This is a genomic window from Nocardioides halotolerans DSM 19273, assembly GCF_000422805.1.
Taxonomy (GTDB): domain Bacteria; phylum Actinomycetota; class Actinomycetes; order Propionibacteriales; family Nocardioidaceae; genus Nocardioides; species Nocardioides halotolerans.
Genome location: NZ_AUGT01000009.1, coordinates 157,015 through 170,300, shown reverse-complemented (window position 1 = coordinate 170,300; position 13,286 = coordinate 157,015). Strand labels below are relative to the sequence as shown.

Below are 13,286 nucleotides of genomic sequence, written 5' to 3'. Positions count from 1 at the left end.
CGAACCGGAGAACTCCCAATGCCCATCAACCCCGACGTCCGCAGCCGCGACAACGCCACCGGCTCATCCCGGATGACCAACTCCGACCAGATCGTGGCCCTTCACGGCTTCATCGGGCTCCACCAGTTGGCCCCGGTCTTCGAGCCGGCCGCCGCCACGAACCCTGTCAAGAGTCGCGGTCGCAAGGCTGCCTACCCTCCCACCGCGATGCTCGCCGCGCTTGCCGCGGGCCGCGTCACCAGCTCACTGACCTCGGCCCTGGCCCTCCTGCACGCCGAAGGGGACCTGTGGCAGCGGTGCCGGGCCGCGTTCGAGCAGCGGTCTGGGATCTGCCTGCCCATGGCCCCACCCACCCGCGACCAGGTGATCTACTTCCGGGACAACCTGGTCAAGAACTCGTCCCTGATGTTGCAGCTCCAGCTGCGGTTCCGGATGCTCGCGATCGGCCAGGCCCGGCACCAGGGCAACCTCGAGGCGGGCGTGCAACCCAACGGCGCGGACCCGCTGTGGACGCACTTCATCTACGGCGACGGCACGGTGATCGCCAAGTACTCCGACGTCCGCGAAGTCATCGACCAGACCACCGGCGAGAAGTTCTTCGTGGGCAGCCGCGCCCAGGACCCGGGCCGCGCCCGGGTCCAGCGCACCAGCAGCGACACCGCCACCGAGGACTACAAGGACACCAACGGGCTCAACATGGTCGCGATGCACACCTGGACCGCCAGTGGGCGCATCACCCTGGGCACCGGGGTCGCGTTGGGCGGCGAGGCCTGGGCCGCGCTGGAGATCATCGAGAGCCTCCAGCAGATCGCCGGGGACGGCATCCACGCGGTCGTCTACGACCGCGCGCTGACCGGGTGGCACATCGTGCACCTCATGGCCAACCACCGCATCCAGGTCATCAGCAAGGCCGTCGCCGCCTCCACCGCGCGGCCCGACGACCAGAGACCTGCCCATCCAGAGGACCCCGTCGTCCGGCGGTTCAGCGACAGCGATCTGAACGACGCCGCCAAGCGTCGGCTCGCCGAGCACCATCTTGCCCCCGCCAGCCCTGCCAAGGCCCTGATGCGCCGCTACGTGCTGCGCGACCGGCTCCACGACCTGGACCGGATGCCGCTGGGGCTGACGGTCTACCCGACCGTCAAGGGCGACTTCGAGCCCGTCAACGGCTGGCACCGTGAGCTCGAGCCGTTCACCCACCAGGGCCCCGACGGCCCTTGTGTCCATCGGGTCGCGCTCGACGACGGCGGCCTGTACGAGGTCGAGGAGGACCCCGACCGCGAGGGCAGCCTCATCAAGGTCCGGGTGCTGCGCTGCCACACCAGCACCCCCTTCACGCGCCCCAACGGCCAGTGGGGCACCCACAACGCCTACACCATCCCCTGCCGGCACGGCGAGGCCGAGTACGTCCGCCCATGGGAGCCCGAGGGCATCCGGCACACCCCGGACAGCAACCCCAGGACCCGTGCCCCCAAGGACCCCATTGGGTGGCGGCTGCGGCCGCTGTCGCGGGCCGACGACATCGCCGCCTGGTACAACACCGAGGCCACCGCGCAGCCCCGAGTCGGTGTCTACGACACTCCCCGGCCCTTCAGCGACATCTTCTCCCGCCGCAACGACTCGGAGTCGTTCAACCAGTGGTACCAGCAGAGCCTGAGCCACCACGGACGCGCCAACAGCCTCAGCACCCAGGCGCAGGAGCTCGACTTCCTCCTGGCAGGCGTGCTCAACAACTGCCTCACCTGGGAGAACCGGCGCTGATCGCGCTGTAGCTGACATCACCGATGGGCTCGTTCCGGCACCAGCCGGAACGAGCCCATCGCGCATCACAGGCGCATGAGCTGCGCCACCGAACGGCACGTCCCAACATCCCGCAAGAAGGCACGGATCCTGCGCGGGCCCGCCCCCTGCGTCGCTGGCGAGTCGCCCGCTTCGCCCCCGGGATGTCGCTCAAGAAGAAGAGTTGAGAGATGCCTGCGCGGTGATTGCGCACCCGCTCAGCCTCCGGACATTCCTTCCCGTCCCACCCAACCAAACAGAAAGACGGGAACCCGACATGGCCACCAAGCAGACCGCCAAGCCGACCATCAAGCAGACCAGCAAGACCACCCAAACGATCACTACGAAGAACGTGTCCGCCAAGATCACGCTCTCCCCGACGCTCGAGCAGGTCGCGGCAAGTGAGGGCATCGACAAGCTCCGCGAGCTACAGCGGGCCTACGGCATCATCCCCGCCGCGGCAGTACCCGACATCGAACCCCGACTCGACCGGCTCGAGACCCTGCTGCGCGAGAACGCCGTCACCGCCGGGGAGCTGGCGACGAACCAGCCCAGGTTCTTGTCCATGCTCACCGGCGTCCCGCTCAAGGACGTCACCGGCTACCACGCCACCGAGGTCGCCGAGGAGCTGCATGCCTACCGCAACCTCGCCCTGGCCGTCGCGGCGCTCGCGGCGAGCACCATCAACGTCGACTCCGAGGCCACCTCCCCGAAGGCCGTCTACACCCACGCGACCAAGCTCGCGCTGCGCAGCATCTACTCCTTCCGGCCGTGCGCCCACGACGAGATCGTCCTGCTTCGGGTGGCCGCCCATCTCGCCGCCATCAAGGACCCGCGCGACCACGCCGCCACCGTCTACACCCTCCTCGACGCGGGCCAGGTCCCCGGTGAGACCACCCACGTCACGATCGAGGACTACGACGACCCGGAGATGCCGCAACTGGTGCTGGCCGCCGGGAACCGCCACCTCGAACCACGCTTCCTCACCCTCGACCAGTTCGCCACCCACACCCTGGGCCGTCACCTCGAGCACGCCCTGCGCGCCGGCTACAGCCGCTCAGCCCCCCTGACCTATCGGCCCCGAGTGCGCAAGGACGCCGAGAGCCACGCACCCGGGTCAACCTCGGCGATCGCATCCGCCCAGCGCATCATCGACCGCCTCATCCAGCAGCTCGGCCTGCCCACCGTCGACATCACCGCCAGCAGCATCACCCAGTGGCGCGTCGCCACCACCCTCGCCACCAGGGGCGCCGAGGCCGCCTGGCAGCTCAGCGGCCGATCCAAGGTCGAGGGCATGTACCGCGCCCTGGGCGGCGCCTACCGCACCACGCCCACGGCCCGCCCCGACGACCACGGCATCTCCTTCGCCGACTGACACCGACCGCCAGACCCGACCCACGATCACCGACCAAGGACCACCGACATGAACCTGACCAAGATCTCCCACACCCTGACCACCGTCCTCTACACACGAGACCTGGAGCCCAACTGGGAGGACCTCATCACCGACGCCGGCGTCGAGTACGCCCACCTCGCACTGCGCCGAATGATCGACAACGACTACGCATGGGCCGAGCTCCTCGAAGACTTCTCCTCCGACTTCGCCAACCTGCACCTGCTCGCCCAACACGCAGTCCACGCAGAACTCACCAACGTCGCCCACCACGCGATCACCGAGGCCGAGTCCCCGATGGACCCAGGCGGCTTGGCGCCCGCTCTGCAGTTGCTCGAGGATGCCGCCATCCTCGATGAGCACCGGGTCCTTCGGTGGCTCGCCGAGCTCATCTGGTCAGGTCCCGGCGGCATCTTCGATATGGCTGCCAGCGCAGAGAGCCCGCAGAGCTCCGCCGAGGTCGCGCTGGTGGTCGCCACTCTCGCCCTCTTCGACCGGTCCAATCCTCACGAGGATCTCGACGCCCACTTCGCTCACGCTTTCGCCCTCTGAGTCACGCCACGCATAGACGCCCCGTCCACCAGGACGGGGCGTCTGTGCGCTCCATCGCGCCCCTGCCATCGACCGGGCTCCCACGTGGTGCACGCTCCGCGCGTGGCATCGACAGGCTCGATCAGACACGAGTTCCGCCGCGGCGACATCACCTCGGCGGCACAACCAACGGGTGACCAGCCTCCCGTCGATGCGGCAGCACGACGCATGATGCGGGCCGTTCGGGTGACCGTCGAAGGCAACGCCTCGCGCTCGGCACCTGAAGCACGCACCCGGCACCACGGCCCGACGACCAAGTAATCCCCCGTGAGGCCCAGACTCCGCCGGGCCGAACCACCCTCCCCGACAAGGACTCGCGATGAACCCTGACGAAGCCTCTCGTTCGACGCCCACCCGTCCCGCTCTCCCTACGTCAGAAGACGAGACAGCTCTCATCGAGGCCGGTCGCAAGTACGCTCGTGACTGGGTCCGGGAGATCGACATGAGCGTCGATCCCCGGCCGGAGATGTTCCGGCTGATCTGGGCGCAGTTCTGGGAGGGCTTCGCCGTCGGGCACCCCATCGCGCGAGAGGCCACCACGGGTGAGCTGCTCGCACTCACTCACGGCCTGATCACGGCGCCACGCGTACGAGCCGACCGCCGGCCGCTCGACCTGGAGTACGTCCAGAGGAGCGGGCTGCTCGGCGAGCATGAACCCGAGTGCCTGACCCGATGGTTGGCCGACCTCATCTGGTTGGGGCCCGATGGAGTGCTGGGTCACCTGTACTCCGACGACCCCGATCCCGAGCGCCACTGCGTCGAGATGGCGCTGCTCGTCAAGTGGCTCACCGTTGAGGAGCCGGATGAAGAGGACTACGACGACGACATGGACGGTTTCTAGGTTCAGCGGACACCGGGGCCTCGTTGACCAGGGTCGGGCGCAGTCCCTCCCGGGTCGATTGCCTTCGGCGGACCGCTGGAAACGGTCTGACCCAGTCCTCCTCACCGGAGCCGCGTACGAGGTTCGAGGCTGGCAAGAACCTTGAGAACTCAACAACGAAGTCACATCGATCACAGCGGCGCCACCTCGCGCCGATCGGCTGCCCGCGGAAAGGAGGTGAATGCCCAGGGTGGCCGATCGACACGTGGCACCCAGCCGGCCCCGGCCCGGCTGCCCGCAGGCCGCGCGGCGTCGGGGCCCTGCCTACTGAGCCCGGACGCCCCGCCGGTGGTTCCACACTGCGTGGTCAAGCTGCCACGGGGTCACACGGAGCTCGGCTGCTGCATCCGACAGCAACGCGGTCGCCTCGGGCGGGGCGACCGCCCGGCCGAGGACCTGGTGAAGCCAGCCGAGCACCATCCGGTCCGGCTTGATGTGGTCGTCGTCCCCGGAGAGCATCCACAGGTACGACATCCGTACGCCGTGTGCCCCGTGACCTGGCACTCGCGACAGCTGGGTCTCCAGAGGCGCGAGCCGGGACGGGTCGGTCAGCAGGGTGGGGACATCTGCCAGCCGTAGCACGCCACAATCGGCCAGTGCCGCGGCGTAGTCGTGCGTCGCCTGGGCCTTGGGCACCCCGCCGCGAGGCGAGGTGCGCTGCCGGTTCTGCACTTGAGCGGCGAACGCATCCGGACCTCCGCGCGCGATCGCGTCTCGCAGGCTGGAGACGGGCTCCTCGGTGTCCGCGTAGACACCGGCGGCCACCTCCGCCGCGGGCTCGAGGACGTGCGGCAGACCCTGTAGGTGGGCGTAGGACCACACGGTCCGGGTGGTCGCCGAGTACCGGGCGCCGATCGAGAAGACCGCGTCGAGCACGCACAGCGACAGGTGAGTCCACCGCCGGTCGCGGGCCGGCAGCTCGCCCAGGGAGCGTGCCGCCTCGACCACACCGCGCACGTCGGCTGGAGCGGTCACGATCCCGGCCGTTCAGCGCGGGTCGCGCGCACCGGTCTCATTCACCAGCACCGGCCTCGAGCGCACGCCCGCCTTCGTCGCGGATCTCCTCCTCGAGGAGCTCGGCGACGTCGATGACATCGGCATCGTTGTCGACGACGGTGTCAGCGGTGTCAGCGGTGTCGACGGTGACCTCGACGGCAGCAGGGTCCAGGCCGTAGCGCTCGCGGAGGAACCGCTCCCGGTAAATGTGGTCGGCGTCGTCAATGACGCTCGAGATCAGGCGGGCGTTCATGCCGGCTCCAATGACCGTGCCCAAGACGGGCACCGCCTGTCCGAGCTTGCGTTGGGTGATCCGGAACCCGAGGCGGGTGAAGACCTTCTCGATGACCCGGGTGACCACGCTCTGGCGAAGCTGGTCCCAGGTCGCACCGCGGACGAGCATCTGGACCAGCTTGTTGATCTCGATGTAGGCCGCCGCCTTGCCGGACTCGGCCGCCGTTCCCATGCTGAGCACCGCCAGCGCGAAGAGGCGCTCCTCCGGTTGGTCGACGTTGTAGCCGTAGTAGGCGGCCGTGTGGGCGACGGCGCGGTTGGCAGCGACCAGCACGGCAGCGGCGTCGCCGGCCATCACACCGACGACCGTGCCGATCCCGGGCGCCGCACCGGCCCCGGCGCCCGCCACCGCTCCGCCGGCGGCCACGATCTCCCCGCCGGAGATCATGAACCCCGCGGCAGCTCCCTCGACGGTCGCCGTCGCGGTGTAGGCCAGCGCCAGGTTCGGCTTCACCTTGTCGATATCACGGAGCTCGACCTCAGCGATGTCCTCGAGCTCCTCGACGGCGTGCCCGTGCTTGCGGAAGCCCTTGAGGACCGCCTTCTCACGCACAGTCGCCATCGCCGCTCGCGAGCCGAAGTCGAGCAGGCCGCCCAGGGCCTTGACGAACAGCGCCTCGAAGTCAGCGGCACCTGGGAGTGCCTCGAATCTCTCCTTAGCGCCGTGACCGAGATCCGAGATCTTGTCGCGCGCCTTCTGGGGAAGCACGCGCCGGGTGCGAGCGGTCAACCGCTTCGCGCGCCACCGTTCGATCTCCGTCCAGGCCCGACGGTCATAGGGCGCCATCTCGCCGCTCTTTGGTGACCCAGGGCTTGCCACGGTTCGAGACATCCTCACTCCGCTATCTAGTACTCGAAGGCTTGGCGCACCAGGCCCATCACGTAGGTGAAGTCGCTGCTCTCGTCGAGGCCGACCTCCACGTTGCCGTTGCCCCAGTGGCCGCGGCCGGTGACGTCCCAGGCGAGGTGGCGTTCGTCGTGGAGCGCCTCGAAGGGCAGGTTCAGGCTCAGCCGGAGCCGGGCGACCTGCGGGACGACGTCGACGAAGTTGGTCTCGGCCTTGTAGGCGACGTAGAGCTTCAGGAACTGCTCGGTGACCGTGGGGTCGAGTGCCATGACCTCGGACCGGAACTTCTCAAACAGTGCACGGCGAGGTGCCGGCAACAGGTTGGGATGGTCCTCGATGGAGAATGCAGTCGCGGCGCGGGGCTCCTGGAACTCGGCGATCAACGGTTCCGGAAGCTGAGGCATCTGCCAGATGTCGAGCGCGTTCTTCGCCAGCCGCTCGGCGCGAGCCCGGATCTCTTCTACGGTCCAGGAGTCCAGCTGCGCGAGTCCCTGGTTGAGCCGCAGCGGGCTGTCCTTGAACCCACCCTCCTTGTCGCGCTTGACCAGGAACGGGTGGTCGCTGTACTCGGCGTTGTAGCCGGTCAGGGTGAGGTTGCCCAGGGTGTGTAGGTACTGGGTCTGGATCTCGGCCCAGTTCTCCCCGAGCGCCTTCTGCCACTCCAGGGAGAGGTTCTCGTTCTGCGGGAGGATGTGCTCGATCGTGTAGTCCTCGATCGTCACGTGTTCCTTGCGGTGGTGGTTCTCCAGATGCCGCAGGAAGTACGAACGGCGCTTGAAGTGGTAGAGGTCGGTTGTCTTCAACGCATCGCCGAACTCGGCGTCGGTGGGGAAGGCGCGGTAGCTCCGCATCGAGAGGAAGTGCGCCTTGACGCTGTCGAGGTAGCGGTCCTTGCGCAACCCTTTGGCGAAGGTGGCGAAGGTGGTGTTCAGGGAGTTGGTTGGGATCCGGCACACCGCGCGTCGGAAGATGTAGGAGGTCACCAGGTCGACGATCTCGGCAACCTCCTGCGTGGTCAGGGTGCCGAGCTCGTAGTCGGTGTAGACCTCGAGCAGGAAGGGGTAGACGACGTCGGCCTTGATCTCGCGGAGGTCCTGGAACGCGGCGGCGAGCCGCTTGTCCTTCTCCTGTCCCAGCGCGACCGCGCAGTACCGGCCCGCGTAGTCCCGTAGCTGGCTCAGCAGCGGCTCAACCGAACCGGTGTCGCTGGTCGCGCTCCGGGCGTGGATCTTGAACGCTTCGTAGATGTCTCCGAGGCGCGGGATGTCTCCGGTGACCACGGTCAGGTAGTGGCGCACGAACTCGTCGAACTGGGCTTCGTAGGCCGCCTGGCCGAAGTCGTTCTCCATGGGCCGCCAGTACTGGGCGTAGAACCGCTCTTGGGTGGACGGCTCGAGGCCCATGAGCACGAAGTTGCGGATCAGGTCTGCCTGGGAGAGCTTGCGGCCCGTCGAGTTCATCGACTCGAAGATCAGCTGCGGGTTGTCCTGTGACCGGTCCAGGCGGATGTCGACCACCACCAACTTCGCCAAGCCACGGCACACGACGCCGAAGTCGACACCTGGATCCGTCAGCCGGGACTGGAAGTAGCCGAAGTTGCTCTCGATGCGCTCCGAGCCGTTCTTGGGGAGTTGCGCGGCACGGACGACGGCCTTGAGGGTGTCGCGATCGGTCTGGGACAGCAGCAGCTTGAAGTAGCGCTCGGCCTCCTCGTCGTTGTTGACCAGGTACCGGTTGCGCACCTTCCGCGGCGAGAACCCATCGAGTGGCTCCCGCTCCTCCTCGGGGAGCTGATCGAGACGCTCTGCCAAAGCCGCCAGCAGGAGGGTGACCGTGGTCAGCCGTTGTTGGCCGTCGATGACCAGGTTCGGCTCCTGCGAGGTCAGGTTCGACAGACCCTTCTCGACGTGCACAATCGAGCCGGTGAAGTGCGCGTTCTGCGCCTCGTCGCCGCCGGCCCTGAGGATGTCGTCCCACAGCTGGGCGCACTCGCCCTCGGTCCAGGAGTAGGTGCGCTGGTAGATCGGGATGACGAACTGGCTTCCCTTGGCCAAGAGGTCCAGCAGCTTGGTCTCCGACGCCTTCACAGTTGCTCATCTTCCGGGACTGGGGCTTCAAGAGAGCTCCGACACCCACTGCCGGTGCCCCCATGGTCGTGGCCGGTGACGTCTCTATCGGTCAACGGTCTGCTCTTCGATCGCAGTCTCGTAGAAGGCGTCGGCCAGGGCGAGGATGACGCCGTTGATGCCGGCGCCATCGCTGAAGAAGTAGTCGGCCATGGTGTTGTGGGCGCCTTGGTTGTCGATGACCGCGTCGGTGACCGCCGTCTGGAAGTCTTGGGACTCCATGAACTGCTTCTTGGAGTTGACCTGGGTCTGCTTGACCAGGTCGGGGTAGGCCAGCAGCCGCTGGACGAGGCCCTGGACGAACTCACGGATCTGGGACTCGGTGAACGACTCGGCACCGAAGAGGTCGTTCATCTTGTCGATGACGACCTGGAGGGCGACGTACTTGGGTTCCTTCTTGGTGCCGGTGCCGGCCCCGCTTATGCCCTTGAGCTGTCCGTCTCCGGTCAGTGAGATGTCGACTGCGGCGCCCTTGGTGTGCTTGACCCCGACCAGGACCACGTCGGAGAGGTCGACCTCCGCGGCCCAGGAGGAGTCGTCGATGACCCGTTCGAGGAGGCGCAGGAAGATCGAGAGCATCTCCAGGTAGGGGTCGCCGTAGTCGACGATCTGGCTCATGAAGTCGTAGAGCCGCACGTAGGTGGAGACGTCCTTGCGGAACAGGTCCAGCTCGTTGAGGGTGACCTTGTCGTCCTCCTCCAGCGCCCGAGCGTAGCGGCGCGCGAAGTCGTGCTGGGCAGGGCTGATCGCGGCGGAGAGGGCGTTGTTGCCCTTGCGGGTCACCCACAGCTCGGCGACCTTGCGGACCTGGTCCTCGGTGTAGATGCCGCTCTGGGCGAGCTTGGTGGCCAGGTGCACCACGACGTAGGGGTCGGTCTCGGTCTCCAGGGTGGCGTTCATGAAGTACGGCTCGAACGCGGCCTTGATGTCCTCTGGCTTGTTGACGAAGTCGATGACGAACGTCTTGCGCTTCTGCTCGCCGGTGGCGGTGCGGTGGGTGCGGTTGAGCCGCGACAGGGTCTGCACCGCGGTCACGCCCGACAGCTTCTTGTCGACGTACATCGCCGAGAGCAGCGGCTGGTCGAAGCCGGTCTGGAACTTGTTGGCGACCAGCATAATCTTGTAGGTGTTGCCCTTGAACGCCGCGGCCAGGTCGGCGCCGGCGCCGGGGTTCATGTTGGCCTCGGTGAACTCGTCATCCTTGGCCGGCGCCGGACCCCAGTCCGCGGCCCAGACCTCGTCCTCGTCCATCCGCACCGCACCGGAGAACGCCACCAGCGTCCGGTAGGTGTAGGAGGCATCCTCGGCGGCCCGCTTGGCGATGTAGGCGTCGATGGCCTTCTTGTACTTCACCGCGGCCTTGCGGGAGTCGGTCACGACCATCGCCTTGGCCTTTCCGTCCAGCAGGTGGGCGACGTTGGTGTGGAAGTGCTCGACGATGATCCGGACCTTCTGGCTGATGTTGGTCGGGTGCAGCCGCACCCATCGCATCAGCCCCTTACGTGCCGCTCCCTCTTCGACCTCGCCCTCGGTGTTGGCGTTGCCGGCGATCTTCAAGGCCGTGTCGTAGGCCTGGTAGCCCTTGAGGACGTCGAGGATGTAGCCCTCCTCGATCGCCTGCTTCATCGAGTACAGGTGGAACTCGCGCGGCCTCCCGTCGGGGCCCTTGCGGCCGAACAACTCCAGGGTCTTGTTCTTCGGGGTGGCGGTGAAGGCGAGGTAGGAGATGTTGGGCGACTCGGCCCGTTCGGTCATCTCAGCGGCCAGTATGGACTCGACGTCGACCTCGCCGCCGTCCTCGATCTCCTGGAGCTCCTCCGCGGTCAGGACATGCTTGAGCTTGGAGGAGATCTGGCCGGACTGCGAGGAGTGCGCCTCGTCGGCGATGACGGCGAAGGTCTTGCCCTTCAGGCCGACGTCGGCGCGGATCTCCTCCAGTGCGAAGGGGAAGGTCTGCACGGTCACCGCGATGATCAGCTCGCCGTTCTTCAACGCGGTCGCCAGGAGGCTGGACTTCGACTTCGCGCCGGCCTTGCGGACGTCCTCGGGGCTGATGGTGGCCACGATCTTGCCAGTGCCGTCGATCTGCCGGATGGCGTCCTGGAGCTGCCCGTCAAGGACGGTGCGGTCCACCACCACGATCACCGAGTCGAAGACCTTCCTGTTGTCGACGTGCAGCCGGGCGAGCCGGTGCGCGGTCCAGGCGATGGTGTTGGTCTTCCCCGACCCGGCCGAGTGCTCGATCAGGTACCGCTGCCCGACGCCCTCCTCGGCGACAGCGGCCACGATGTCGGTGACGGCCTCCCACTGGTGGAACCGGGGGAACAGCATGCTCGTTCGGCGCACCGAGGTGCCGGTGGTGAGGTCCCACTCCTCCTTGGTCTCCACGATCATCAACCGGCCGATGATGGTCAGCCAGGCGTCCTTCTCCCACACCCGCTCCCACAGGTACGCCGTGGCCGACCGGCCCTCCGCCCCGGGCGGGTTCCCCGCGCCGGCGGCGTCACCGGTGTTGAACGGCAGGAACTGGGTCTTCTCCCCCTCCAGCCTGGTCGTCATCGCCGCCAAGTCGTTGGAGACCGCGAAGTGCACCAGCGCGCGGTGCCCGAACGACAACAACGGTTCGGGCCGGCCGTTGGTGACCGGGTTGCGGTCCCGGCGGTACTGCTGGATCGCCTCGTCCAGGGACTGGGTGAAGTGCGTCTTCAGCTCCGCCGTCGCCACAGGCAGGCCGTTGACGAAGAACACCAGGTCGATGCTGCGCTGGTCGGCGGTCGAGAAGTGCACCTGCCGCATCACCCGCACCCGCATGGCCGCGTAGTGCGCGTTCGTCGTCTCGTTCAGCGTCGTCTCGGGCCGGAACTGGGCCATCTTCAGCCGGCCGCCGCCGATGTACTGCACCCCGTTGCGCAAGATGTTCAACGTCCCGCCGCCGTGCTCCAGAGGCTTGTCCAACGCCGTGGTCAGCACGTCGAGGAACTTCGCCGGCGACCCGGCCGCCTTCAACGCCTTCGCGTACGCCGCCGGCTGGCTCTCCTCCAGCCACGCGAACAGGTCCTCCGGAAAGAGCGCACGTTCCCGGTCGTAGCCGGCGTCGCCTGCCGAGTACAGCCACCCGTGTGCCGCGAGGTGTTCGCAGATCTCCGTCTCGAAAACCACCTCGTTGTGGTCGGCCATCACGCCGCCTCACGAACGTCGATCTGCCCGGTGACTGCCGCCGTGATCAACGCCGCCCGTCGCTCTCGGGCTAGTGCGATGAACCGTTCCGTCTCCACGATAAGCCGATCGATCTTCGCGGTCTCACGGTCCAGTCGCGCGACCATGCGGCGCTGCTCGTTGACGGGGGGTAGCGGCATCGGGAGATTCACGATGTCGGACTGGCTGACATTGAGCATCGAGTGGCTCGCACCGGTCGCTTCCAGCTCGATCAGGTCCCGCCATCTGCGACTTCCAAGCACCGCAGCCACAAATCGCGGATCGGCGCGGTCTTCGTCAAGCGAGAACGCGTAAAGCTTGTCGCACAGCATGAGGCGTGGAAAGTCGCCCTCGACCACTGCCGCACTACCGACCAGCTCCCGGGTGTTCGCGCGCGACACAATGAGGTCACCGCGGGCTACGACAATGTCTGGACGTGGTGCCTCGTCCTCTGGCAACTCCTTATTCTCCATCGGACGGAAGCGTCCGCCATTGGCCGCCCCGGCCTTGAGAACGGCCCATGTCTCGACACCATCCGTAGGCCATGCATAGCACTGGGGGCTCCACCCTTGTCGAACCGAGCGGATCAGGTGCTTCAGCCGCGGCCCGTTGGTAGCGACGATCGACACCGCCTCCTCAACCGCTGCCTGGCGGCGCTCGTGGAGCATGGCGATCAGGCGCTGCTGTTCCTTGATGAGGGTGTCGATGCGGGCGGTCTCGCGGTCGAGGTAGTCGGCGATGGCGCGCTGCTCGAGGTAGTCCGGGATATGGGCGTCGATCGTCTTCAGGACCGAAAACGGAACTTCGGTGGTCCGCACGTTGGCCTGGTCGCCGGCCCCGATTCCGCGCTCGCGTTTGATGAGCTCCTCTGTGAACCATGACGACTTCATCAGGTACGCGATGAAGTGCGCGTTAGTCCCGTGACGTGGGCGCATGACCTCGTAGTGATACGTGACCAATCCGTCCTCGGCTGCGACACCCATCGCACCGGACCGAATGCTCATCTTGTTGAAGACGATGTCGTTGGCCCTGCACACCTTGTAGTTGTCGAGGGATTCCGCTCGTTGCGGGGCGTCGGTCAGTTCGCTCCTGCGGATGACGCCTCGTGTCTGAGAGACGGACATCAGCGGGAGGTCGGCACCAGGGATGCGCTCGTCGATCTTCTCCATTGCATGCCCGAAACGC

At 67.0% G+C, this 13,286-nt stretch carries 9 protein-coding genes; 4 read left to right on the top strand and 5 right to left on the bottom strand.

What is annotated here, in order from left to right:
- The first annotated feature begins 18 nt into the window (after nt 1-18).
- The 4 genes from G514_RS0100795 to G514_RS0100780 all read left to right on the top strand — a co-directional run bounded on the left by G514_RS0100795 (nt 19) and on the right by G514_RS0100780 (nt 4,604).
- Nucleotides 19-1,761, top strand: coding sequence for a hypothetical protein (locus G514_RS0100795; protein WP_028650212.1), 1,743 nt, complete (start codon nt 19-21; stop codon nt 1,759-1,761).
- A gap of 295 nt (nt 1,762-2,056) precedes the next feature.
- Nucleotides 2,057-3,154: a hypothetical protein gene (locus G514_RS0100790; protein ID WP_028650211.1), complete on the top strand. Its 1,098-nt coding sequence runs from the start codon at nt 2,057-2,059 to the stop codon at nt 3,152-3,154.
- A 48-nt stretch (nt 3,155-3,202) separates the two neighbouring features.
- Nucleotides 3,203-3,724: a hypothetical protein gene (locus tag G514_RS0100785; RefSeq protein ID WP_028650210.1), complete on the top strand. Its 522-nt coding sequence runs from the start codon at nt 3,203-3,205 to the stop codon at nt 3,722-3,724.
- 358 nt (nt 3,725-4,082) lie between these two features.
- Nucleotides 4,083-4,604, top strand: a complete 522-nt coding sequence (locus G514_RS0100780; protein ID WP_157544529.1) for a hypothetical protein — start codon at nt 4,083-4,085, stop codon at nt 4,602-4,604.
- 303 nt (nt 4,605-4,907) lie between these two features.
- On the opposite strand, the gene G514_RS0100775 is transcribed toward G514_RS0100780, so the two are convergent.
- The 5 genes from G514_RS0100775 to G514_RS28795 form a co-directional block, all read right to left on the bottom strand.
- Nucleotides 4,908-5,618: a hypothetical protein gene (locus G514_RS0100775; protein ID WP_051246372.1), complete on the bottom strand. Its 711-nt coding sequence runs from the start codon at nt 5,616-5,618 to the stop codon at nt 4,908-4,910.
- Between the two features lie 37 nt (nt 5,619-5,655).
- Nucleotides 5,656-6,720 (bottom strand): EcsC family protein, encoded by a 1,065-nt coding sequence (locus G514_RS24070; protein ID WP_169576254.1) that lies wholly within the window; start codon nt 6,718-6,720, stop codon nt 5,656-5,658.
- 59 nt (nt 6,721-6,779) lie between these two features.
- Nucleotides 6,780-8,867 (bottom strand): DUF262 and DUF1524 domain-containing protein, encoded by a 2,088-nt coding sequence (locus tag G514_RS0100765; protein WP_028650207.1) that lies wholly within the window; start codon nt 8,865-8,867, stop codon nt 6,780-6,782.
- 84 nt (nt 8,868-8,951) lie between these two features.
- Nucleotides 8,952-12,083 (bottom strand): type I restriction endonuclease subunit R, encoded by a 3,132-nt coding sequence (locus G514_RS0100760; RefSeq protein ID WP_028650206.1) that lies wholly within the window; start codon nt 12,081-12,083, stop codon nt 8,952-8,954.
- A complete protein-coding gene (locus tag G514_RS28795) occupies nt 12,083-13,270 on the bottom strand; it encodes a restriction endonuclease subunit S (protein ID WP_051246366.1) in 1,188 nt (395 codons plus the stop codon). The genes G514_RS0100760 and G514_RS28795 overlap by 1 nt, the downstream gene beginning before the upstream one ends.
- Nucleotides 13,271-13,286 lie beyond the last annotated feature (16 nt).